The organism is Oryzobacter telluris (assembly GCF_043099285.1).
Taxonomy (GTDB): Bacteria; Actinomycetota; Actinomycetes; order Actinomycetales; family Dermatophilaceae; genus Oryzobacter; species Oryzobacter telluris.
Window position 1 is genome coordinate 3,618,712 of sequence record NZ_CP170723.1, and the last position, 21,895, is coordinate 3,640,606.

Below are 21,895 nucleotides of genomic sequence, written 5' to 3' on the forward strand. Positions count from 1 at the left end.
ATGAAGAGGTTCATCACCGTCGCGCTCGCGGCGGGGACGGCGCTGGTCGCCGTCCCGACCCCGGCCCTCGCGGCCGGTTGGCAGCCCGCCTCGGGCAGTGTCACCGTCGACGCCGTCAACCCGTGTACCGGGGAGACGACGGACTTCACGTTCGTCTGGAGCGAGTCCCGCACCTCGACGACCGGGTCCGGCGGCATCGCGTCGAGCTACCGGGGCACCTACACCGCGACCGACGGGTCCACGGGCAGCGTGCGCGTGAGCACCGGCTCGTCGACGACCAAGGACGGGTACACCGACTCGTACCGCCGTCAGGGCGTGGGCGACTTCGAGGGGCGCACCCAGCGGCTCGCGTTCGTGTTCCGCGTCGTCGTCGGCGAGAGCGTCGACGTCAAGGTGCAGCGCGACGGCAGCAGCTGCTCGGGCTGACCCTCAGGGGTGGAGGGCGTCGAACTCCGCCTCGGAGACGGCGTCGGCGTCGGCGTCGAGCCGCACGTGCGCGAGCAGGGCGTGGATGACGCGCAGCGCCGCCGCCGCGCGCTCGCCCCAGTGAGACAGGTAGCTGAACTGCCACCACCACAGGGCCTCGACGCGTCGGCCGGCCTCGTGGTGGACGAGCCCGTGCGCGAGCGCCGACGCGATGTCGACGAGGTCGTCGGACAGCCGGCCCACGGCGGGCTCGGGGTCGAGGACCGGGTCGGCGACGTCGGCGTACTCGTCGAGCCCCTCGAACACGTTGGCCAGGCTCTCGCGCAACGGGTCGAGCTCGGGGTCGGGACCGGAGTCGGGCTCGAAGCGCTCCACGGGCACGACGTCCTCGACGGCACCCAGGCGCGCGCCCATCATCGTCACCTGCGACAGCGCGAGGAGGGCGACGGGGAGGGTCGCGTCGGGGCTGTTGCCCGCGGCGATCTCGCGGATGGTCAGCAGGTACATCCGGGCGTCGGCCGCCGACTCCTCGGCGAGCAGGGTCCAGTCGTCAGACATCGAGCAGCCTCCGTCCCTCGAACGCCCGGCCCAGGGTGACCTCGTCGGCGTACTCGAGGTCGCCGCCCACCGGCAGGCCCGAGGCGAGCCGGGTGACGCGCAGCCCGAAGTCCTTGAGCATGCGCGAGAGGTAGCTGGCGGTGGCCTCGCCCTCGAGGTTGGGGTCGGTGGCGATGATGACCTCGGTGACGGTGCCGTCGCCGAGACGGGTCAGCAGCTCGCGGACCCGCAGGTCGTCGGGGCCGATGCCGTCGATGGGGCTGATCGCCCCGCCGAGCACGTGGTAGCGCCCGCGGAACTCGCGCGTGCGCTCGATGGCGACGACGTCCTTGGGCTCCTCGACGACGCAGATGGCGTGCACGTCGCGGCGCGGGTCGGCGCAGATCCGGCACCGCTCGGCCTCGGCGACGTTGAAGCACAGCTCGCAGAAGCGGACCCGCAGCTTGACCTCGGTGAGGGCGTGGGCCAGCCGCTCGACGTCGGCCGGGTCGGCCTGCAGCAGGTGGAACGCGATGCGCTGCGCGCTCTTGGGACCGACGCCCGGCAGCCTGCCGAGCTCGTCGATGAGGTCCTGGACCGCGCCTTCGTACACGCGTCGAGCCTACGACCTCGCGGTGACCGCGCACGCCGGCGCCGCGCCATCATTCGACGGACCGTGGGTGCGCGACCGCTCAGATACCGACCGCGGCGCCCGTGGACTCGGGCGGCAGCTCGTTGTAGGTGTCGGCGCGCTCCTGCCCGGACAGGCCGGCGATGGCGTCCATGACCGCGTCGGTGAGCAGGCGGCGGCCCTTGCCCGCGGGCATGTCGGAGTACGGCGCCGGGCTGATGGGCGGGCCGAACGTGACCCGCACCTTGGCCAGGCGGGGGAAGCTGGAGCCGATCGGCATCACCTCGTCGGTGCCGTGCAGGCCCACGGGGACGATGGGCACGCCGGCGGTGAGGGCGAGCCACGCGACCCCGGTGCGGCCCTTGTAGAGCCGGCCGTCGCGCGAGCGGGTGCCCTCCGGGTAGATGCCGAAGCCGCGACCGTCCTTGAGGACCTCGAGCGCGGCGTCGAGCGACTCCTGCGCCGCCCGCGAGGAGTGCCGGTCGACGGGGACCGCGCCGATGCCCTCGAAGAACCCGCGCCGGATGGCGCCGCCGATGCCGGTGCCCGTGAAGTAGTCGGACTTCGCGAGGAAGACGACCGGACGCGGGGCGACGATGGGGATGGCGAAGGAGTCGATGAAGGACAGGTGGTTGCTGGCGAACAGGACACCGCCGCTGCGGGGCACGTGCTCGGTGCCCGTGACGGTGGGCCGCCACAGCAGTTTGGACAGCGGGGCGACCGCGCCGTGGCTGATCCGGTAGGCGGCCTTGCTCACCGCTCCTCCTCGCGGATGACGGTGCCGCCGAGCAGTCGCTCGACCACGGGGACGCCGACGTCGGTGAGGTCGTCGAGGGACTCGTCGTCGCGGCTCGCGGCGGTGTCGTCGACGACGCGGTCCTCGGGGGCGACCTCGGGCCGCTCGGCGACCTCGGCCTTGGCGCGCGCGAGCGGGCTCGCCCACGACGGCGCGCTCTCGGGGGGCGGCGGCGCCTCGGACCAGCTCGGTGCCGGGGTGCCGGGCGAGGTGGCCCAGCCCTCGCGGGCCGGGGGCTGCTGGCCGCGCCCGGAGGACGCGGGGCCGGCGGAGGCGGGGCCGGCGGCCCGGGCGCTGGGGGTGGGCTCCGGCTCGGGCTCGTCGTCGGGCGGACCGGGGTCGGGCGGACCGGGGTCGGGCGGACCGGGGTCGGCCGGGCCGGGGTCGGCGGGTGCGGAGGAGCGCGACGGCGCCGGCGTGGGCGGTGGCGGTCCGGGGTTCGTGGCGGAGGTGGCGTCGGAGGACGGCACGCCCTCGACGCGGGCGTCGACCCCGAGCACGTCGATGAGCGCCTGGCGCACCCAGTCGGCGTGGGGGCCGCGGCGGAAGGTCTCGGCGAGCCCGACCGTGGAGATCGAGAGCAGAACGCGTCGCCCGTCGTAGTCGGCGACCTGGGCGTTCTGCGCCACGAAGGTCCACGTGGACCGGCGCATCTCGAACAGCTTGGCGAGCACGTCGGGCCACGAACGGCGCAGGGCGTCGGTGTCGAGGCCACCCGGGCCCTTGGGTGCCGGCGCAGCGGCGGGCGCGGCCTCGACGACGGCCTCGGGGGACGGGGTCGGCGCAGCGGTCGATGCAGCGGGCGGCGCGGCCGCCGCGGGAGCGGTCGACGCGGCCGCCGCAGGAGCGGTCGACGCGGGCGGGCGCGCGGCGTCATCCGACGAGGAAGGACCCCGATCCGGCTGTGCCGCAGGACGGTACGTCTCGCTCGACGCCGGTCCACGACTCGACTCGGGGACGGTCACCGGGGCGGGCGCCGGCTCGGGAGCGGAGGCCACCGGCGCGGGCGGCGCGGCCGCAGGTGGCGCAGCAGCCGGTGCAGCAGACGGTGCCGGTGCCGGGGCAGCCGGACGCACCGGCACCGACGGCGCGGACCCGCTCGGGACGCCCCCGACGTCGAGGCGGCGCTCGAGCCGGTCGAGGCGGGCGGCGTACCCGGCCTCACCGGCGGCGGCCGGCAGGAGGATGCGCGCGGCGATGAGCTCGAGCTGGAGGCGCGGCGCGGTGGCGCCGGTCATCTCGGTGAGCCCGGCGTTGACGACATCGGCGGCGCGCGACAGCGCCCCGGCCCCGAAACCGGAGGCCTGCGACCGCATCCGCTCGAGCTGGTCCTGCGGCGCGTGGCGGAGCACGGCCGACGCGCCGTCGCCGGTGGCGTGGACGACGATGAGGTCGCGCAGCCGCTCGAGGAGGTCCTCGACGAAGCGGCGCGGGTCGAGGCCCGTCTCCACGACCTTGTCGATGACGCGGAACACGGCCCCGGCGTCACCCGCGGCGAAGGCGTCGATGGTGGCGTCGAGGAGCTCGCCGTCGGTGAAGCCGAGCAGCGCGGCGGCCGACTCGTAGGTGAGCCCGTCGGAGCCCGAGCCGGCGATGAGCTGGTCGAGGACCGAGAGCGAGTCACGCACCGACCCCCCGCCCGCGCGCACGACGAACGACAGCACTCCGGGGGCCACGGCCACGCCCTCGCGCCCGCAGAGGTCCTCCATGTAGCTCTGGAGGCGGGCGGGCGGCACGAGCCGGAACGGGTAGTGGTGCGTGCGCGAGCGGATGGTGCCGATGACCTTCTCGGGCTCGGTCGTGGCGAAGATGAACTTCACGTGCTCGGGCGGCTCCTCGACGATCTTGAGCAGCGCGTTGAAGCCCTGCGGCGTCACCATGTGCGCCTCGTCGATGATGTAGATCTTGTAGCGGCTCTGGGCCGGCCCGTAGGACGCGCGTTCGCGCAGGTCACGGGCGTCGTCGACACCACCGTGGCTGGCGGCGTCGATCTCGATGACGTCGACCGTGCCGGACCCGCCGCGGGCCAGCGCCACGCACGACTCGCACGTGCCGCACGGCTCGGGCGTGGGGCCGTTCTCGCAGTTGAGGCAGCGGGCCAGGATGCGCGCGCTGGTGGTCTTGCCGCAGCCGCGCGGGCCGCTGAACAGGTAGGCGTGGTTGACCCGCCCGGTGCGCAGCGCCTGCATCAGCGGCTCGGTCACGTGCTCCTGCCCGATGACGTCGGCGAACGTCTCTGGCCGGTAGCGGCGGTACAGGGCGGTGCTCACGCGCCCCAACCTAGTCGGCCCGGCGGACACCGGGGTACGGGCTGTTCACAGGGGCGCGGGCCCGACGACACCCGTTCGCCACGTACCCTCGTCCCGTGCGCATCGACGTCTGGTCCGACATCCTCTGCCCGTTCTGCCACCTCGGCCGGCGGCACCTCGAGCTCGCCCTCGAGCAGTTCGAGCACCGCGACGAGGTGGGGGTCGTCTGGCACAGCTTCCAGCTCGACCGCAACGCCCCGGCGGTCGACGACCAGCCGGCCATCGACCGCGTGGCCGCCAAGTACGGCACCTCCCGCGAGCAGATGGTCGCCCAGCACGAGCAGATGGCGCGCGACGCCGCCGCCGTGGGCCTGGACTTCCAGTGGGAGCGCCTCCGCAGCGGCAACTCCTACGACGCCCACCGCCTGGTCCACCTGGCCCGCAGCCTCGGGCGCGAGGACGAGGTCACCGACCGCGTCATGCGCGCCTGGTACTCCGAGGGCGCGCAGATCGGCGACCGCGAGGTGCTCGTGGCCCTGGCCGTCGAGGCCGGCCTCGACGAGGCCGTCGTGCGCGAGATGCTCGAGGGCGACGACTTCGGCATCGACGTGCGCACCGACCTCGCCCTCGCCTCGCAGATCGGCATCAGCGCGGTGCCCACGTTCGTCCTCGACCAGAAGTACGGCGTCAGCGGCGCCCAGCCGGTCGAGGTGCTCCTCGGCTCGATCCGCCAGGTGTGGGACCTCCAGGGCACCGAGCCCGAGGAGGTCGCGTCCGGCGGTGGGTGCGGGGGCGGCTGCTGCGGTGGCGCCTGCGGGTCGGGCGGTGCCCCAGAGGAGGCGGCGACCGACGAGGCCTCCGCCGGCGGGTGCGGGTGCGGCGCGGGTGGCTGCGGTGGCGTGTGCGCCCCGGCCGACGAGGACGTCGCGACGGCCGCCCGCTAGGCCCGCTCTCCCCGCCCCAATCAGCGGGAGCGACCGACCCCGGACGCGAGGACACCCCGCGTACCTGGAAGAGCCCACCTGCCCTTGCTGCATTCCTGCCCTGGGGGAGTTCGGCGGGGTACCACCACGCGGGGTGCCGCTGACGATCGTAGGCGCTGCGTCGCCCTCCGCGGAAATCAGACCGCGACCGCCGCACGCCCCACCCTCACTGTGTGGCCGGAGGCCATGACCTCTGGCAACCTGTGGACGGAGGAGACATGCCACGGGGGTGGGGCCACCCCTACGGTCATCCGCATGCCCGAGACACCCGTCGCAACGGCGCGCCGGCAGCAGGGCCCCCAGATGTGCGCGCCGCCGACGAGCCGAACGCGGCTCACCCGCCCTCCGCACGAAAGGCCCATCGCATGAGCACCGTCAGCCAGGCCACACCGGCCGGCGCCGCACCCGAGCAGGGAGACCGGACGAACATCGTCAAGGTCGTCTTCGCCAGCGTGGTCGGCACCGCGGTCGAGTGGTACGACTTCTTCCTCTACGGGTCGGCCGCCGCCCTCGTCTTCGGCGTCCTGTTCTTCCCCGACAGCGACCCGCTGACCGCCACGCTGCTGGCGTTCGGCACCTACGCCCTCGGCTTCGTCGCCCGGCCGCTCGGCGGGGTGGTCTTCGGCCACTACGGCGACAAGGTCGGCCGCAAGAAGATGCTCGTCGTCTCGCTCTTCATGATGGGCGCGGCCACCGTCGCCATCGGGCTGCTGCCCACCTACGCCACGATCGGCGTCGCCGCGCCGATCCTGCTGCTCGTCTGCCGCCTCGTGCAGGGCTTCGCGGTCGGCGGTGAGTGGGGCGGCGCCGTCCTCATGGTCGCCGAGCACGGCAAGGACGAGCACCGCGGCTTCTGGTCGAGCTGGCCGCAGGCCGGTGTCCCGCTGGGCAACCTCCTGGCCACTGCCGTGCTGTGGGTCCTGTCGGTCTTCCAGTCCGAGGCCGCGTTCAACTCGTGGGGCTGGCGCATCCCGTTCCTGCTGTCGGCCGTCATGGTCCTCATCGGGCTCTGGGTCCGCCTGAGCCTGGAGGACTCCCCCGTCTTCGCCGAGGCCAAGGCCGAGATCGAGAACCGCTCCGAGAAGCACGTGCCGATCCTCGAGGTCATCAAGAAGTACCCCAAGGAGGTCTTCCTCGCCATGGGCATGCGCATGGCCGAGAACATCTCGTACTACATCTTCACGATCGTCGTCATCACCTACGTCACGACCTACCTCAAGCAGCCCAAGGGCGTCGTCCTCGGCGCGCTGCTGCTCGGTGCCGCGGTCCAGGTCGTGCTCATCCCGGCGATCGGCGCCCTGTCCGACCGCGTCGGTCGTCGCCCGCTCTACCTCGTCGGCGCCGTCGGCGTCGGGGTGTGGGGCTTCGTGTTCTTCTCGCTCATCGACTCGCTGAGCGGCCCGAGCATCCTCCTCGCGGTCGTCGTCGGCCTGGTCTTCCACGCCCTGATGTACGCCCCGCAGGCGGCCTTCTTCTCCGAGCTGTTCGGGACCTCGGTCCGCTACACGGGCGCCTCGGTCGGCTACCAGCTGGCGTCGATCTTCGCGGGTGCGCTCGCGCCGATCATCGCGCTCAAGCTGCTCGGTGACGTCGAGACGAAGAACACCACCGCGGTCGGCATCTACCTCGCGGTCGCCGCGGCCATCACCGTCGTGTCGGTGCTGCTCGCCAAGGAGACGCGGGCGTCCTCGCTGCGCCACGACCGGGTCCTCCCGGGCGCGCACGACTGAGCCCACCCTCGCTCCACGACCGACGGCCGGTCCCGCACCCGCGGGGCCGGCCGTCGCCGTGCGCGAGCCGGCCCGGCCCGCGTGGGTGGTGGGCCGGATGGTCGGCGCCGCGGGCCGTCGGCGACGATGGAGGCTCCCGACCCGGAGGCCGTCATGACCCCCCGCACCCTGTTCACCTGGCTCGCCCGAGCGGAGGTCGTCACCTGGACGCTCCTCCTCATCGGCATGTGGTTGAAGTACCTGACGCGGGCCACCGACCTCGGCGTGCGGGTCTTCGGGCTGGCGCACGGGGTGGTCTTCCTCGGCTGGGTGCTCGTCGTCGTCGTGCTCTGGGTCGACCAGCGGTGGCGGCTGCGTGAGGTCGCGGCGGCCCTGGTCGCCGGCGTCGTCCCGTTCGCGACGCTGTGGGCCGAGCGACGGGTCGACCGGCTCGGGCTGGCGCCGCGTTCCTGGCGGCTGGCCCCCGGTGCCACCGCTCCCCGGACCGTTCCGGAGCGGGTCGTGGCGGCGGCGCTGCAGCGGCCGGCCGCGGCACTCGTCCTCGCGGCGGTGGCGGTGGGCCTGACCACGGCGGCGCTCCTCGTCATCGGCCCCCCTCCCGTGCCGGGAAGCGGCGCCTGACCCGTCAGGGACGGACGAGCCAGATCCAGTCGGTCTCGAGGAGGAACAGCAGGACCGCGTGGGTCGAGAAAACCAGCACGATGCTCCACCCCCAGCCCACCCACCCGCTGCTGCGCCGGTCCTGCCCCGGGGAGACCGGGCGCGGCCGCAGCTGCTCCATGACGGCGTAGACCACCGTCCCGACGCCGAGCGTCGGGAAGAGGAACCAGAACCAGAACCAGCGGGTGCCGCGCGTCGGCGGCGGCCCGGCGACGAGCGTGGTCAGGTACAGCACCACGAGGGCCACCGATGCCCCGGTGACCCAGGCCGGCCGGTCGGTGGGCGGTGCACCCGTCCAGCCGGTCGCCTGGGGGACACCGGCGGCGCGCAAGGCGTCCGTGTACCGCGCCGGAAGTGGCTCCGTGGTGGTGTCGAGGACCCGCGTGGACGGCGCCGACCGCGTCGAGTAGGCGATGGTGAGCACGCCACGGTGCCCGGCGTCGTCATCCACCTCACCACCGGGCGTCAGCGCCATCGCGTCGAGCTCGAGGCCCTCGGTCCACCGGCGGGCGCCGTCGCCCTGCGTCGCGGTGACGACCCGCCACGAGGTGACCTCCCCCGCGCGAACGTCCTCACCGAACCGGGCGTCGTCGACGAACCGGGGTTGGGCCAGCACCGTGCCGACCAGCCAGGCCGACCACAGCAGGAGGAGCACCACCCCCACGGCCCGGTGCACGTCGCCCGCCTGCGGGCGCAGGACCCGAGCCGCGAGCCCGGGGGCACCGGTGTCCACCGGCCTGTCGCCCAGGGTGGTCGTGTCCGCCCGTCCCGAGGCCGCCGCGCTCGTCGGCTCCTCGACCCCGCCCCCGGTGTCCATGCGAGCAGGATGGCAGCGGGTGGCCGTCCGGGCAACGAGGCCGGGGCAACGATTTCGGGGAGAGCCGGTGCCTCTAGTAGCCTCGCCCGCGGAGGATTCGCATAGTGGCCTAGTGCGCACGATTGGAAATCGTGTTGGGATAAAACCCTCGGGGGTTCAAATCCCCCATCCTCCGCCATCACCCAGGACGGCCCCGATCGCTCGCGATCGGGGCCGTCCTGCGTGTGCGGGTGGATGGGCGATGCCGGAAGCAGCACGCGGGGTGAGGAACGAACCCGCGCGCGCCGCGGGTCCCCCATCCGCCACTGCGTCCCTAACACCACCGCGGGTCGAGGTGAAATGCGACGCTGTCGCGGTCGGGTTTCACCTCGAACCAGCCGGAGCCCGCGACGGGTCGAGGTGAAAGTCGACCCTCTCGCGGTCGGGTTCCACCTCGAACGAGCCGCCGTCCCGTCGGGCTCAGGCGAGGGGGAGGCGGTCGCGGACCCGGCAGCGCTCGTCGTGCAGGTCGATGAGCCGCTGCTCGTCCGCCCCGGGCACCGCACCCGACGCGCTGATGAGGCGGCAGGTCGCCCAGCCGGTCGACGCCTCGTCGTAGTGGTCGACCCACGTCAGCCAGGCCCGCTCGGTGGCCTCGTCGGCGCACGGCCACGCCACCGCGAGCGCGCTCTCCCCCAGCCGGAACGGCTTGGGCGTCAGGCGCGCCCGGTAGCTGTCGTGGGTGGCGCAGAGCTCGACGTACAGCGGGTCCGAGCTCAGGGCGGTGAGGATGTCGCGCGCCCGGTCCGACATCGGCGGGGCGTCGGCCCCGGTGACGAGGACGCGCAGCCCCGCAGCCGTCCGGTACACCCGCACCCCCAGCTCGGGGTGCGCCCGAGCGAACTCCCACACGGGCTCGCAGGCGAGCACCTCGGCCACCGACGGGCCACCCGACCCGGTCGACCCGGCCCGCGGCGTCGTCGAGGCCGAGAACATCCCGTGCCCACCGGCGGAGGAGGGCGAGGGCAGGTCGAGACCGGCCGCGTCCTCACCGACCTGCTCCTGCGGCCTGGGGTCGGGCCGGCCGAGGACGAGCCGCCGCAGGAAGCCGGCCACCCCGGCACCGGGGGCGGACCGTCGCGGGGAGCCCCCGGCGTCCTCGAGCTCGGGGACGTCGACGTCGGCGATGAGCAGCACGTCGGTGCACAGCACCTCGCAGCCCATCCGGTTGCGGGTGACCAGGCCGAGCCGGCGACCGTCGCCGGAGGCCACCTCCTCGAGGACGGGCTCGCGCAGCGGGGTGCGCGGGTAGTACCCGCGGGTGCTCGGCAGCCGGCCCTCGACGGCGATGCGCTCGAGGAGGTCGGCGAGCCGCTGGCGCCCCACGACCTCGGCCTCGGCGTCGGACTGCGTCGACCACCCCCACACGGCGACCGGGCCCCCGGACGTCCCCAGGTGCGGGCTCCACCCCTCGACCTTCACCCAGTGCTGCGGGACCTCCATGCGCGCAGTCTGTCAGCACCCGCGACCGGGCCCGCCGGACCGCGCGACTGCGAGTTCTCGCAGACCTCGCGCCACCTGCCACAGCAGGCGCACAGGGCACCGTACGCTCCCCTCACCACACCCGTCACCGTTCCAGGGGGAACCCCTTCGTCATGCCCCGCCGCACCCTCTCCGTCCTCACCGCCGCCGTCACCCTGGGTGGCCTCGCGGTCGCCGCCCAGCCCGCCGTCGCCGCCGTCTCCCCCGCCGTGAACCTCACCGCGATGACCATCGACGGCCACCCGCAGCGCATCCTCCCCGCGCCGGTCGAGAAGACGTCGGGCCTCCAGGTCCCCGACAAGACCCGACGGCTCCTGCAGGTCACCGACGGGGTCTCGTCCCACGTTGCCATCGAGATGCCGACCGGCCAGGACTTCGCCGTCGGCACGTACCCGGCGGGTGCCTGGGGCTCGCCCGACGCCACCCACGGCGCCATGTCCGTGCGGGCCACCACCGGCGTCGGCTGCAGCACCGAGCAGGGCAGCTTCACCATCCAGGAGGTGGCGTTCGCGGGCGAGGGCGGCACCGGCGACCTCACCCGGTTCGCGGCGTCGTACACCTACCAGTGTGACGAGGCCGAGCCCGTCGTCGGCGAGGTCCGCTGGAACTCCACGGTCGACTACCTGCGCTTCGGCGCCGTCCCCCTCGGGCGCGACGCCACGAAGACCCTCACCGTCACGGTCCCGGAGGCGCAGACGCTCGGCACCGCCGAGATCGTCGACGCCGACAGCGACTCCTCCCGCATCCTCGGTGACACCTGCTCCGGCGAGACCCTCGCCGGCGGCGCGACCTGCGCCGTCACCGTGCAGGCCTGGCCCACCCAGCTCGAGCCCTCGCGGGCGCTGCTGACCATCCCGGTCGACGGCGGCGGGGCCCACCTCGCCCCCATCACCCTCGTCGGCGAGGAGACGAACGACGGCACCTTCACTGGGCTCCCGGCGAAGCGCCTCCTCGACACCCGCAGCAAGGTCGGCGTCGGCACCACGACCCCGATCGGCGCGGGCAAGAGCATCGACGTGCAGGTCACCGGCCGCGGCGGCGTGCCGTCGTCCGGCGTCTCGGCGGTCGTCCTCAACCTCACCGCGGTCGCCCCGACCCAGCGCGGCTACCTCACCGCGTACCCGTCCACGGCGCCCCGGCCCACCGCCTCGTCGATCAACTTCAACGAGCGCTGGACCGGTGCCAACCTCGTGACGGTCCCGATCGCCGCCGGGGGCAAGGTCCGCATCTACAACGGCACCGGCTCGACCCACGCCATCGCCGACGTCGTCGGGTACTACCACTCGGTCAGCAGCACGGCGACCTCCGGCAACACCCAGCTCGGCGCCTACGAGTCGATCGACCCGGAGCGGCTCGTCGACACCCGCACCGCCGAGTGGGACCGCGCCCCGCTCGGGGCCGACGAGTTCCTCTGGACGCCGGTGAACTTCGACGCGGAGTTCAACCCGCGCATCCAGGCCTTCGCCCTCAACATCACCGTGGTGAACCCCAAGCGCTCGGGCTACGTCACCGCGTTCACCGGCAACGGCCCGGACGAGATCCCGGCGACGTCGACCCTGAACTTCACCGCGGGTCGCACGGTGCCGAACATGGCCATCGTCAAGGTCGGCCAGTGCTACACCGAGTGCGAGTCGCCCTCGGCGGGCATCCCCCGCATCGGGGTCTCGAACGGCTCCCCCGGCTCGGTGCACGTCATCGTCGACCTCGTCGGCGTCTTCTTCGCCCCGGAGGACGGTGACTCCGGCTGGCGCTTCCGCTCGCTCGAGGCGCCGACCCGCTTCGTCGACTCGCGCGTGAAGCTGGGGATGACGTCGAACCTCGGCCCGAACCAGTCGCGCTCCGTGGTCACCCCGGGCAGCGTCGCCGGCTACAACACCATGGCGGTCGTCACGAACACCACCGCGGCCCGCCCGAGCGCGAACACCGTGCTCACGCTCTGGCCCAACAGCGGCGACCCCCGCCCCGGGGTGAGCAACCTCAACCCGTACGCCGGCCAGGTGGTGTCGAACATGACGATCACCGAGGTGTGGAACCAGAACGACTTCCGGGTCCACAACGTGGCCGGGACGACCCCGGTCGTCATCGACGCCGCCGGGACGTTCGAGCTGTACCCGCCGGTCGGCCCTCCCGGCGACCCCGGGGACGGCGCGCCGACCACGCGCTCGGCCGACGCCCTCCGGTCCGGTCCGGCCACGAGCGGCAAGAAGCAGCAGAGCTCGGTGCCCACGCCGACCGTCCCCCTGAAGGGGGCCGTCGAGCGCTGGTGAGCCGACGCGGGACGGCAGCACTCGGGTGGTGCGCGCTGGTCCGCTGGATGAAGGAACCGACGGCCGGTCCGACCCCAGGGTCGGGCCGGCCGTCGGCACGTGGGGGCGCGGGGCCGGAGGGCCGCCAGCGCAACCGCTCAGGCGGTGCGGACGTGCACGTACCGCGGATGGCGCGGCAGGTCACCCGTGCGGGCGAGGACCTCGCCGAGCAGGCCGGCGCCGTCGAGGGCCCCGCCCTTGGGGTCGACCGGGGCCGGGCCCACGGCCGCGACCGCCTCGACGAAGGCCGCGTGGACGACCGGTGCCGACAGCAGCCCGCCGGTGCCGACGAGCACGGGCTGGTCGAGGGACGCGGCCGCCGAGAGGAGCGACGCGGCCAGCGCCCGGCCGGCCCCCGTCGCCACCGCCACGGCCACCGGGTCACCGTCGGCCGCGGCCGCGGTGACGAGCGGGGCCACCGAGGCCAGCGCCTCGGGGGCGTCCGACCCCGTCATCACGCGGCGCGGCCACCCGTCGCAGGGGCCGAGCAGCTCCTCGGCGGCCGCGAGCAGCCCCGCCGACCCCTCGGTCACCCCGTCCCGGTGGCGCAGCGCCGCCCGCAGCCCCTCGAGGCCCACCCAGGCCGCCGACCCCCGGTCGCCGAGGACGTGCCCCCACCCGTCGACCTTGGTCCAGGTCCCGGCGAAGTCGCTGCCGAAGGCGACGGCGCCGGTCCCGGCCGCGACGACCGCCCCCGGACGCAGCCCACCCAGCGCGCCCACGAGGTTCGCCACGGCATCCGAGACGACGGCGCACGCCCGGGGTCGCAGCGCGGCATCGACCGCGGCGAGGACGTCGGCGGGGTCGGCGAGGTGGAGCAGGCCGCGCATCGACCAGCACACGGCGTCGGGCCGCTCGCCCGCGGTCAGCGCCACCTCGGGACCAGCGTCGGCGAGCAGCCGCGCCGCGTCCGAGGCGAGGGCCGCGACGTCGACGCCGCCCGATCCCACCCGCGCCCCCGGCGCGCGCCGCACCGCCCCCACGTCACCGTCACGGGACACGACGAGGCGCAGCCCCGACCCACCGACATCGACCGCCACGACCGTGCTCACGGCCGTGAGCCGATCACTTCGACATGCCCGCGGTCAACCCGGCGACGATCTGCTTGGTGGCGAACAGGAAGAGGATGACGAGCGGCACGGTGGTGATGACCAGCCCGGCGAACACCGCCGCGTAGTTGGTGGCGTTCTCGCCGAAGAAGGTCGTGAGCCCCACGGGCAGCGTGTACTTCTCCTCGCGGCGCAGCAGCACGAGCGGGAAGAGGAAGTCGTTCCAGATCGGCACGAACCGGAACACCGCCACGGTCGCCAGCGCCGGGCGGACGAGCGGGACCATGATCCGCCAGAACGTCTGCCACGAGGTCGCCCCGTCGAGGATGGCCGCCTCCTCCAGCTCCTCGGGCAGCTGCCGGAAGAAGGTGGTGAGGACGAAGATCGAGAAGGGCACCCCGGAGGCCGCGTACATCAGGGTGAGGCCGAGCCGGCTGTCGATCAGCCCGATCCCGTCGAACAGGAAGAAGATCGGCAGGATCGCCAGGTGGATCGGGAGCATCAGCCCCGAGAGGAAGAGCGACTCCAGCCACCGGAACGACCGGGTGCGCACCCGGGCCAGGGCGTACGAGGCCATCGTCGCGACGACCGTGGAGATCGCCACGGCACCGATGGTCACCATGAGGCTGTTGCCGAAGTAGGTGGCGAAGCTGCCGGCGGTCCAGGCCTCGCGGTACGCGTCGAACGACAGCGGCCAGGGGGCGCCGACCGGGTCGGAGATCAGGTCGGCGTTGCTGCGGAACGAGCTGCTGACCATGAGCAGCAGCGGCACGAGCGCGAACGCTGCATAGACCCAGAGCAGGACGCTGGCCGTGGCGCCACCCACGGGGCGCCCACCTCGGCGGCGGCGCCCACCGCTGGTCCGCCCGCCCGGCGGTGGGGTGGCCACGCCCGGAGCGGTCTCGGTGGTGGGGTCGGTGGCGGTGCCGATCCCGGCGGGGACGACGCTCATGCGGTGATCCTCCGCTCGTGCCGGCGCAACACGGCCGTGGCCCCGAAGGCCCCGCCGAAGATGAGGAGGAAGAGCATCGTCGCCAGCGCCGAGGAGGTCCCGATGGCGTCGGTGGCGCCGGAGTCGAAGGCGGTCCGGTAGAAGAGCAGCGACAGGAAGTCGGTGGAGCCGGCCGGGTTCCCGGTGGAGCCGCCGAAGGCGTACGGCAGCGCGAACGCCTCCATCGCGAAGATGAAGGTCAGCACGCTCACCGTGCCGATGGCGGGCACGAGCAGCGGGAAGGTGATCCGCCGGAAGGTCTGCAGGTGCGTGGCGCCGTCGACCCGGGCGGCCTCCGACAGCTCCTCGGGCACGCCGCCGAGCGCGGCCCCGTAGAGCAGCACCGGGAACCCGATCCACTGCCAGACGCTGACGAGGATGACGACCCACAGCGCCGTGTCGGGGTCGCCGAGCCACGGCAGCGCCCAGCTGTCCAGCCCCACGGCGGTGAGCAGCGTGTTGACCGGGCCGAACGTCGGCGAGAGCAGGAGGGTCCACAGGTAGCCGATGACGATCGGGCTGACGAGGTACGGCATCGCGTACAGCGTCTGGAGCACCCGGCGCGAGCGGTCGCGCCGGTGCAGCAGGAAGGAGATCGACAGGCCGATGGTGTTCTGCACGGCCATCGTCCCGACGAAGAACAGCACGTTGTGGAACAGCGCGCGCGGCAGGTCGGTGGTGAACGGGGCGCGGGTGAGGAGCGTGACGAAGTTGTCGATCCCCGCGAAGCCGCCGCGCGTGGTGCCCTGCCACTCGTAGAAGGCGTAGGAGAAGGCCGTGACCATCGGGTACAGCACGAACACCCCGAACAGCAGCAGGGCCGGGGTGACGAAGAGGAGTCCGGTGCGTCGTCGCATGGGTGATCCGATGGGTCGTGGACCGCCACCTCCCCGGCGGCGGCGCGTCATCCGCGCCGGCCTCCGGGGAGGGCTGGGGTCACTTCGTGGGCTGGAACCAGGTCTTGACGCCGGTGTCGAGCTCCGTGCTCACGGCCGCGGCGTCCTTGCTGCCGAGGAACATCTCCTGGACGCCCTTGCCGAGCAGCTCGGTGCCCGAGGGGGCGCCGTAGCGGAAGTCGGTGAGGAGCAGGTACGGCGAGCCGGTCTTCTCGTAGTTGTCGCTGACCTGCTTGAGCACCGGGTCGGCGTAGGTGACGCCGGGGACGGCCGAGATCTGCTTGACCTCGTCGGCCACCATCTGGCCGAACTCGGGGGTCGCCATCCACTTCACGAGCTCGGTCGCCGCCGCCTTGTTCGGGGACTTGGCGTTGACGGCGAAGTTGCCGTCGGCCCAGCCGGCCGTGGTGCCCTCGGCGCCCGCGGGCGAGCCGGTGGCGGCCGGGACCTGGAGGATGCCGAGCTCGAGCTCGGGGTTGCCCTTCTGCAGGGTGGCGAGGTCGTACGAGCCGCCGGGGTACATCGCGGCCTTGCCCGAGGTGAACAGGGTCATCGCGTCGGTGACGGCGACGCCGGTGACGTTCTTGGGCATGTACTTCTCGAGCTGCTTGAGGACGTCGACCGAGGCGACCCAGTCGGGGTCGGTGAAGTCCTTCTCACCGCTGAGGACGGCCTTCTGGAAGTCGGCACCGCCGAAGCGCGAGCCGGCGAGGACCTCGTGGACGATCGGCAGGGTCCAGTCGTCCTTGGCGCCGACGGCCAGGGGCGTGACGCCCGCGCCGAGCAGCGTGTCGCTCGCCGCGGTGAACTGCTCCCACGTGGTGGGGACGTCGATCCCGTTGTCCGCGAACAGCTTCTTGTTGTAGAAGAGCACGGTCGCCTGACGGGCCAGGGGAACGGAGTAGATCTTGCCGTCGGTCTTGCCCTTGGCGCTGGCGACGACGTTCTCGTCCCACGACGACAGGTCGACCTGGCCGTCGAGCGGCACGAGCGAGCCCGACGCGACGGTGGCCTGGAGCTGGCCGTACGAGCGGACCTGCGGGACGTCGGGGCCGTCGGAGCCGGCCAGCCCGGTGGCCAGGATCTTGTTGTACTCGGTTGCCTTGAACGGCTTGAACTCGACGGTGACGCCCTCGTGCTTGGCCTCGTAGGCGTCGAAGATCTTGTCGTAGGCGGCCTTGTCCTCCACCCGCCACGACCACACGGTGAGGGTCGTGCCGTCACCCGAGCCGCCGGCCGTGCCGGTGCTCGACGACGGCGCGCAGGCCGAGAGGGCGAGGGCACCGACGCCGATGGTGACGGCGAGGTGCTTCCAGGGGTGGCGCGAGGTCATGCGGGATCTCCTGTCGGGACGATGATGGCCACGGGGCGGGCCTCGGGGGATGACGCGGTGGGGGCGATGGGCTCGGGGGCGGCGGCGGAGGTGCCGAGCGACGCGAGGGCGCGGGCGACGGAGCCGCTGTGGGCGGTGATGGCGGTGCGCGCCTCGGCGGCGGTGGCTCCGGACAGCAGGGTGACCAGGGCGGGCTTGAGCTCGCCGTCGGCGGCCTCGAGGGCGCGGCGCGCGTCGTCCTCGGACGCCCCGCTCGCCTCGCGCAGGATCCGCACGACCCGGCCGCGCAGCTTCGCGTTCGTGGCGACGACGTCGACCATGAGGTTGGACCAGGTCCGGCCCAGGCGCACCATCACGGCGGTGGAGAAGGAGTTGAGGACGAGCTTCTGCGCGGTGCCGGCCTTGAGGCGGGTCGAGCCGGTGATCACCTCGGGGCCGGTGTCGACGGCGAGGACGTGGTCGGCCAGGTGGGCCAGCTCGGCGTGGGGGTTCGAGGTGATGAGGGCCGTGACGGCGCCGCGCTCGCGGGCCAGGGCGAGCGCGCCCTCGACGTACGGCGTGCGTCCGGAGGCGGTGAGCCCGATGACGACGTCGTCCGGGGCGACGGACTCGAGGTCGGCGCGGCCGCGCAGCCCGTCGTCCTCGACGTTCTCCACCGCGCGCAGCAGCGCCTCGGGGCCGCCGGCGTGGTGGGCCACGACGAGCCCGGGCGGGGCGTTGAAGGTGGGGAGCAGCTCGGCGGCGTCGAGGACGGCGAGGCGCCCGGAGGTGCCGGCTCCGACGTAGTGGATGGTGCCGCCACCCTCGACGGCGACGACGGCGGCGTCGACGAGGGCGGCGAGCGACGGGAGCACGTGGGCCACGGCCGCGGGCACGGTGGCGTCCTCGGCGTTGAGCACGCGCAGGACCTCGAGCGTCGAGAGCCCGTCGATCCCGGTCGTCCCCGGGTGGCGGTCCTCGGTGGGCGCGCTGACAGTGGCCTCGGTGCTCACCCGCGAGACGTTACTTTCTCACGGCCAACGCGTCAAGGCCGTGAATCAATAACGCAGGTGGTGCCCCGCGACGGCCTTGGCGGTGTCCTCGACGGCCGTGCGGGCCCGCTCGAGGTCGAGCTGGGCGACCGCGATGTAGAGGCAGTCGACGACGGTGAGGGCGGCGATCCGGCTCGCCGTGGCACCCGAGCGCAGGCTCGACTCGCGGGCCGCCGTGGCGAGGACGAGGTCGGCGTCGGTGGCCAGGCGCGAGCGCGGGAAGTTGGTGAGGGCGACCGTCGTCGCCCCCCGGCTGTGCGCCAGGGCGAGGGCCTCGACCGTCTCGGTCGTGGTGCCCGAGTGCGAGATCCCGATGGCGACGTCGCCCGGCCCGAGGAGGGTGGCGCTCGTGAGCGCGACGTGGGGGTCGTTCCAGCAGAACACCATCGAGCCGATGCGGTGCAGCTTCTGCTGGAGGTCCTTGCCCACCAGCGCGCTGGCGCCGATGCCGTAGACGTCGACCCGCCCGGCCCCGGCGATGGCGTGGGCCGCCTTCGACAGCGCCGTGCGGTCGATGGTGTCGGCGGTGTCCTCGACCGCGCTGGCGTCGGCGTAGGCGACCTTGGCGATGATGTCGTCGATGGTGTCGTCGGCGCTGATGTCGGTGGTGGGCGCCGCCTGGGTGCGGGGCTGCATCCCGGCCTCGGCGAGGGCGAGGCGCAGCTGCGGGTACCCCGGGAGGCCGAGCCGCTTGCAGAACCTCAGCACCGTCGTCTCCGACGTCTGCGCGTCGACCGCGAGCTCGCTGATCGTCAGGCTCGCCGTGCCGCGCGGGTCACGCAGGACCCGTTCCGCGACCCGGTCCTCGGCCGGCGAGAGGGAGGGCCGCAGCCCCCTCAGCTGCACGAGCAGCGAGGGGGCGGCGGGGGTGCCCGCGGGGGCGGGCTCGGAGCGCGGGGGCATGGCCCTACGCTACGGCCCTCTCCCGCAGGAGAGCCCAGCCATCCGTGGTGAACGCGCCGGGGTTCTTCTCGCCGTCGAGGACGACACCGGCCGGGCTCGTGGCCCGGACCCCGTCGACGACGACCCCGCGGCCGAGGTACGCGCCGTCGGTCGTCGTGCGCCAGCGCAGCCGGATCTCGCCCGCCGGGAGGTCGGCGCGGACCTGGGTCCAGCGCCGCTCGAACGTCCCCGCGATGCTGCCGTCGGTCTCGAGCGCCGACCCGCGGTCGCGGTGCGTGAAGGGCAGCTTCTGCCACGTCGCGCCGCCGTCGGAGGACGTCTCCAGGGTGAGCGGGTCGGTCTCCTCGGTGTCGAGGAAGAGGTCGAAGGCGAGCTTCGCGCCCTCCGACGGGACGGTGACCGCTGCCGTGAGCGTGGCCGTCGTGGCGTCGGATCCGCCTGAGTACCAGGCGGACTCGCCGTGGAGGGGGTTCAGGGGCATGGCCGCGGCCAGCCCGTGGGCCCACTCGCGCCGGGCGAGGTTGTTGCTCCCCCATGACCGCGACGGGTGCACGCGGTTGGTGAGGAGGATCGCGAACGACCGTGACGCGAAGTCGATGACGAACGACGTGCCGGTGTAGCCGGTGTGCCCCGCGGTGCGCGGACCCGAGAGGGCGTCCATGTACCACCGCTGGTCGAGCTCGAACCCGAGCCCGTGGCTGTCGCCGGGGAAGGCCTGGGTGAAGTTCGTGATGAGCTTCTCGACGCTCTCCCTGCTGAGGATGCGGTGGCCGTCGTAGGTGCCGCCGTTGAGCAGCGCCTGCGCGAGCACCGCCAGGTCGTCGGCGGTGGAGAACACGCCGGCGTGCCCGGCGACCCCGCCCAGCGACCAGGCGTTCTCGTCGTGGACCTCGCCCCACACCATCCCGCGGGGCGGGGTCGACTGGTACTCGGTGGCGGCGGTGCGCGACCGGTCGGTGGGGTTGTACCCGGTGTCGTCCATGCCGAGCGGCGCAGTGACCTTCTCGCGGACGACCTCGTCGAGGCCCTTCCCCGTCAGCCGCTCGACCATGACGCCGAGGGTGATGAGGTTGAGGTCGCTGTAGAGGTAGGTCGTCCCGACCGGGTTGGTGAGCTTCTGGTCCATCACGGCCTTGATCCGCGAGGCCTTGTCCGGGTACTTGCTGTACAGCGGCAGCCACGAGGTGAAGCCCGAGGTGTGGGTCAGCAGGTGGCGCACGGTGACGCCCTCCTTGCCGTTCGCCGCGAACTCCGGCAGGTACGTGGCGACCGGCGCCTCGAGGTCGACCGTGCCGTCCTCGATGAGCTGCACGGTGACGAGGGAGGTGAAGAGCTTGCTCACCGACGCGAGGTCGAAGACGGTGTCCTCGCGCATCGGGACCCACTGGTCGCGGGGCAGCTCGGTCGTGGCGTCCTTCCAGCGCGAGGCGTAGCCGCTCGTGTGCCGCCCGACGACGGCGCCGTCGTGGCCGACGAGGCCCACGGCGCCCGCGTACATCGGCTTTCCGCCGGGGGGCGCGGTCTCGTGCCCCTCGATGAGGGCGCCAGCGCGCGCGATGGGCTCGGGGTCGAGGCCGACGGCCTCGGGGGCGCGGTCGCGCAGCACGGTGGAGGCGGGCATGAATCCGTTCCGGGGGTCGTCGACGTCGTTCGCCTGCGCGGGCGCGGCGACGACGAGCGAGGCCGCGACGGCACCGGCGGTCACGACGGCGACCCGGCGCAGCGCGCTCACGCCGCCGGCCCGCGGTAGATGAGGTACTGCTGGCGGCGCCGGTCGAAGTCGGCCAGCTCCTGCGCCCACGCCCCGACGACGTCGTCGGCCGAGGCCCCCGCGTCGACCTGCTCCCGCAGCCGGGTGGAGCCGGTCAGCTTGTCGATCCAGAACGGGCGCGCGGCGTCGTAGCTGTCCTTGCGCCAGGCGAAGTCGGCGTAGAGCGACCTCGCCGCGACGAGCATCTCCGCGCCGAGCCGCGGGCCGTCGACCGCGCGCGGGTCGGTGACGTGCACCTGGACCCCACCGCAGACCTTGCCCACGTGCTTGTTGACGACCGGGTTGAAGTAGGCCTCACGGAACTCCACCCCGGGCACGCCACGGCCGGCGAGGCGCTCGGCCCAGCGGTGGTCGACGTAGGGGGCGCCGATGAGCTCGAACGGGCGGGTGGTGCCGCGCCCCTCCGAGAGGTTGGTGCCCTCGAACAGGCAGGTGCCCGGGTAGGCCAGCGCGGTGTCGGGGGTCGGCATGTTGGGGCTCGGCAGCACCCACGGCAGGCCGGTGGCCCCGAAGGTGACGTCGCGGCGCCATCCGGCGACCTCGACGACGTCGAGCCGGGTGAGGCGCTTGCCCTCCTCCGCCTCGAGGAACTCGCCGTCGAAGAAGCGCGCCAGCTCGCCCACGGTCATCCCGTGCGCCTGGACGATCTCCTTGGCGCCGACGCCGGTGGTGAACTGCGTCGTCATCATCGGGCCGCGGGCGGTGCCGCCGGTGGGGTTCGGCCGGTCGAGGACGACGAAGGACGCCCCGGCGCGCACGGCGGCCCGCATCGCCGTGTACATCGACCAGATGTAGGTGTAGAACCGCGAGCCGACGTCCTGGATGTCGAAGACGAGGGTGTCGACGCCCGAGTCGGTGATCATCCGGGCGAGGGAGGTGGCGGTGGCCCCGTAGGCGTCGTACACGGTGACCCCGGTGCGCGGGTCGGTGTGGGTCTCCTCGGCCTCGCCGGCCTGCGCGGTGCCGCGGAACCCGTGCTCGGGACCGAAGACGGCCTTGAGGTCGACGGCGCCGGAGTCGTGCATCTCGTCGACGACGCTGCGCAGGTCGGTGAGGATGCCGGTCGGGTTGGTGAGGACGCCGACCTTGCGGCCCGAGAGCACCCGCCAGCCGTCGGCCGCGGCGCGGTCGGCGCCGGGCGTGACGGGACGGGCCGGCATCGGGGTGCTGCCGGTGGCCGCGAGCGCGGGGGCCGCGCCGAGGGTGGTGGCTGCGGCACCGAGGGCCGTGGCGGTGATGAGCTGACGACGGTCCATGCTGGGCAT

At 73.5% G+C, this 21,895-nt stretch carries 19 protein-coding genes, 1 tRNA gene and 1 other RNA gene; 6 read left to right on the top strand and 15 right to left on the bottom strand.

The features are described 5' to 3' along the window. Positions 1-426, top strand: coding sequence for a hypothetical protein (locus ACFLFB_RS16890; RefSeq protein WP_392543328.1), 426 nt, complete (start codon positions 1-3; stop codon positions 424-426). A 3-nt stretch (positions 427-429) separates the two neighbouring features. Here the strand turns inward: ACFLFB_RS16890 and ACFLFB_RS16895 are convergent, their stop codons facing one another. The 4 genes from ACFLFB_RS16895 to ACFLFB_RS16910 form a co-directional block, all read right to left on the bottom strand. Continuing rightward, complete coding sequence (locus ACFLFB_RS16895) at positions 430-984, bottom strand: DUF5063 domain-containing protein (RefSeq protein ID WP_392543329.1); 555 nt, start codon at positions 982-984, stop codon at positions 430-432. Beyond that, positions 977-1,576: a recombination mediator RecR gene (gene recR / locus ACFLFB_RS16900; RefSeq protein ID WP_392543330.1), complete on the bottom strand. Its 600-nt coding sequence runs from the start codon at positions 1,574-1,576 to the stop codon at positions 977-979. The genes ACFLFB_RS16895 and recR overlap by 8 nt, the downstream gene beginning before the upstream one ends. Before the next feature lie 79 nt (positions 1,577-1,655). Next, positions 1,656-2,351, bottom strand: coding sequence for a lysophospholipid acyltransferase family protein (locus tag ACFLFB_RS16905; protein WP_392543331.1), 696 nt, complete (start codon positions 2,349-2,351; stop codon positions 1,656-1,658). After that, positions 2,348-4,660, bottom strand: a complete 2,313-nt coding sequence (locus ACFLFB_RS16910) for a DNA polymerase III subunit gamma and tau (protein ID WP_392543332.1) — start codon at positions 4,658-4,660, stop codon at positions 2,348-2,350. The genes ACFLFB_RS16905 and ACFLFB_RS16910 overlap by 4 nt, the downstream gene beginning before the upstream one ends. Before the next feature lie 95 nt (positions 4,661-4,755). On the opposite strand from ACFLFB_RS16910, the gene ACFLFB_RS16915 reads away from it, so the two are divergent. After that, a complete protein-coding gene (locus ACFLFB_RS16915; RefSeq protein WP_392543333.1) occupies positions 4,756-5,583 on the top strand; it encodes a DsbA family oxidoreductase in 828 nt (275 codons plus the stop codon). A 44-nt stretch (positions 5,584-5,627) separates the two neighbouring features. On the opposite strand, the gene ffs is transcribed toward ACFLFB_RS16915, so the two are convergent. Continuing rightward, positions 5,628-5,724: signal recognition particle sRNA small type (gene ffs / locus ACFLFB_RS16920), an RNA gene on the bottom strand. Positions 5,725-5,987: 263 nt separating this feature from the next. Between ffs and ACFLFB_RS16925 the strand changes: the two genes are divergently transcribed. Both ACFLFB_RS16925 and ACFLFB_RS16930 read left to right on the top strand, forming a co-directional pair. Then, positions 5,988-7,352 carry an MFS transporter gene (locus tag ACFLFB_RS16925; RefSeq protein ID WP_392543334.1) on the top strand — a complete coding sequence of 455 codons (1,365 nt, stop codon included), beginning with the start codon at positions 5,988-5,990 and terminating at the stop codon, positions 7,350-7,352. A 153-nt stretch (positions 7,353-7,505) separates the two neighbouring features. After that, on the top strand, positions 7,506-7,973 hold the full coding sequence (locus tag ACFLFB_RS16930; protein ID WP_392543335.1) for a DUF3817 domain-containing protein: 468 nt from the start codon (positions 7,506-7,508) through the stop codon (positions 7,971-7,973). Positions 7,974-7,977: 4 nt separating this feature from the next. Here the strand turns inward: ACFLFB_RS16930 and ACFLFB_RS16935 are convergent, their stop codons facing one another. Next, positions 7,978-8,829: a hypothetical protein gene (locus ACFLFB_RS16935; RefSeq protein WP_392543336.1), complete on the bottom strand. Its 852-nt coding sequence runs from the start codon at positions 8,827-8,829 to the stop codon at positions 7,978-7,980. A 90-nt stretch (positions 8,830-8,919) separates the two neighbouring features. On the opposite strand from ACFLFB_RS16935, the gene ACFLFB_RS16940 reads away from it, so the two are divergent. Beyond that, positions 8,920-9,007: transfer RNA gene (locus ACFLFB_RS16940), tRNA-Ser, on the top strand. 281 nt (positions 9,008-9,288) lie between these two features. Here ACFLFB_RS16940 and ACFLFB_RS16945 read toward each other — a convergent pair. Further along, positions 9,289-10,311, bottom strand: a complete 1,023-nt coding sequence (locus tag ACFLFB_RS16945; RefSeq protein ID WP_392543337.1) for a hypothetical protein — start codon at positions 10,309-10,311, stop codon at positions 9,289-9,291. 152 nt (positions 10,312-10,463) lie between these two features. On the opposite strand from ACFLFB_RS16945, the gene ACFLFB_RS16950 reads away from it, so the two are divergent. Beyond that, a complete protein-coding gene (locus tag ACFLFB_RS16950) occupies positions 10,464-12,617 on the top strand; it encodes a hypothetical protein (RefSeq protein WP_392543338.1) in 2,154 nt (717 codons plus the stop codon). Between the two features lie 137 nt (positions 12,618-12,754). Here ACFLFB_RS16950 and ACFLFB_RS16955 read toward each other — a convergent pair whose 3' ends face one another. The 8 genes from ACFLFB_RS16955 to ACFLFB_RS16990 form a co-directional block, all read right to left on the bottom strand. Beyond that, positions 12,755-13,708 carry a BadF/BadG/BcrA/BcrD ATPase family protein gene (locus ACFLFB_RS16955; RefSeq protein ID WP_392543339.1) on the bottom strand — a complete coding sequence of 318 codons (954 nt, stop codon included), beginning with the start codon at positions 13,706-13,708 and terminating at the stop codon, positions 12,755-12,757. 13 nt (positions 13,709-13,721) lie between these two features. Beyond that, on the bottom strand, positions 13,722-14,657 hold the full coding sequence (locus tag ACFLFB_RS16960) for a carbohydrate ABC transporter permease (protein ID WP_392543340.1): 936 nt from the start codon (positions 14,655-14,657) through the stop codon (positions 13,722-13,724). Then, positions 14,654-15,553: a carbohydrate ABC transporter permease gene (locus ACFLFB_RS16965; RefSeq protein WP_392543341.1), complete on the bottom strand. Its 900-nt coding sequence runs from the start codon at positions 15,551-15,553 to the stop codon at positions 14,654-14,656. Before ACFLFB_RS16965 ends, ACFLFB_RS16960 begins: the two co-directional genes overlap by 4 nt. Positions 15,554-15,632: 79 nt before the next feature. Next, on the bottom strand, positions 15,633-16,925 hold the full coding sequence (locus ACFLFB_RS16970) for an ABC transporter substrate-binding protein (RefSeq protein ID WP_392543342.1): 1,293 nt from the start codon (positions 16,923-16,925) through the stop codon (positions 15,633-15,635). Further along, a complete protein-coding gene (gene murQ, locus ACFLFB_RS16975; RefSeq protein WP_392543343.1) occupies positions 16,922-17,917 on the bottom strand; it encodes an N-acetylmuramic acid 6-phosphate etherase in 996 nt (331 codons plus the stop codon). Before murQ ends, ACFLFB_RS16970 begins: the two co-directional genes overlap by 4 nt. A 45-nt stretch (positions 17,918-17,962) precedes the next feature. Continuing rightward, complete coding sequence (locus tag ACFLFB_RS16980) at positions 17,963-18,859, bottom strand: MurR/RpiR family transcriptional regulator (protein ID WP_392543344.1); 897 nt, start codon at positions 18,857-18,859, stop codon at positions 17,963-17,965. Between the two features lie 4 nt (positions 18,860-18,863). Further along, positions 18,864-20,591, bottom strand: a complete 1,728-nt coding sequence (locus tag ACFLFB_RS16985; RefSeq protein WP_392543345.1) for a serine hydrolase — start codon at positions 20,589-20,591, stop codon at positions 18,864-18,866. Continuing rightward, positions 20,588-21,895 carry an exo-beta-N-acetylmuramidase NamZ domain-containing protein gene (locus ACFLFB_RS16990; protein WP_392543346.1) on the bottom strand — a complete coding sequence of 436 codons (1,308 nt, stop codon included), beginning with the start codon at positions 21,893-21,895 and terminating at the stop codon, positions 20,588-20,590. Before ACFLFB_RS16990 ends, ACFLFB_RS16985 begins: the two co-directional genes overlap by 4 nt.

What these genes read in the sequence shown, in the direction of transcription:
- ACFLFB_RS16890 (WP_392543328.1), top strand. Translation starts at nt 1, where the DNA reads ATGAAGAGGTTCATCACCGTCGCGCTCGCGGCGGGGACGGCGCTGGTC.
- ACFLFB_RS16895 (WP_392543329.1), bottom strand. Translation starts at nt 984, where the DNA reads ATGTCTGACGACTGGACCCTGCTCGCCGAGGAGTCGGCGGCCGACGCC.
- ACFLFB_RS16925 (WP_392543334.1), top strand. Translation starts at nt 5,988, where the DNA reads ATGAGCACCGTCAGCCAGGCCACACCGGCCGGCGCCGCACCCGAGCAG.
- ACFLFB_RS16930 (WP_392543335.1), top strand. Translation starts at nt 7,506, where the DNA reads ATGACCCCCCGCACCCTGTTCACCTGGCTCGCCCGAGCGGAGGTCGTC.
- ACFLFB_RS16935 (WP_392543336.1), bottom strand. Translation starts at nt 8,829, where the DNA reads ATGGACACCGGGGGCGGGGTCGAGGAGCCGACGAGCGCGGCGGCCTCG.
- ACFLFB_RS16945 (WP_392543337.1), bottom strand. Translation starts at nt 10,311, where the DNA reads ATGGAGGTCCCGCAGCACTGGGTGAAGGTCGAGGGGTGGAGCCCGCAC.
- ACFLFB_RS16950 (WP_392543338.1), top strand. Translation starts at nt 10,464, where the DNA reads ATGCCCCGCCGCACCCTCTCCGTCCTCACCGCCGCCGTCACCCTGGGT.
- ACFLFB_RS16960 (WP_392543340.1), bottom strand. Translation starts at nt 14,657, where the DNA reads ATGAGCGTCGTCCCCGCCGGGATCGGCACCGCCACCGACCCCACCACC.
- ACFLFB_RS16965 (WP_392543341.1), bottom strand. Translation starts at nt 15,553, where the DNA reads ATGCGACGACGCACCGGACTCCTCTTCGTCACCCCGGCCCTGCTGCTG.
- ACFLFB_RS16970 (WP_392543342.1), bottom strand. Translation starts at nt 16,925, where the DNA reads ATGACCTCGCGCCACCCCTGGAAGCACCTCGCCGTCACCATCGGCGTC.
- ACFLFB_RS16980 (WP_392543344.1), bottom strand. Translation starts at nt 18,859, where the DNA reads ATGCCCCCGCGCTCCGAGCCCGCCCCCGCGGGCACCCCCGCCGCCCCC.
- ACFLFB_RS16990 (WP_392543346.1), bottom strand. Translation starts at nt 21,895, where the DNA reads ATGCCCAGCATGGACCGTCGTCAGCTCATCACCGCCACGGCCCTCGGT.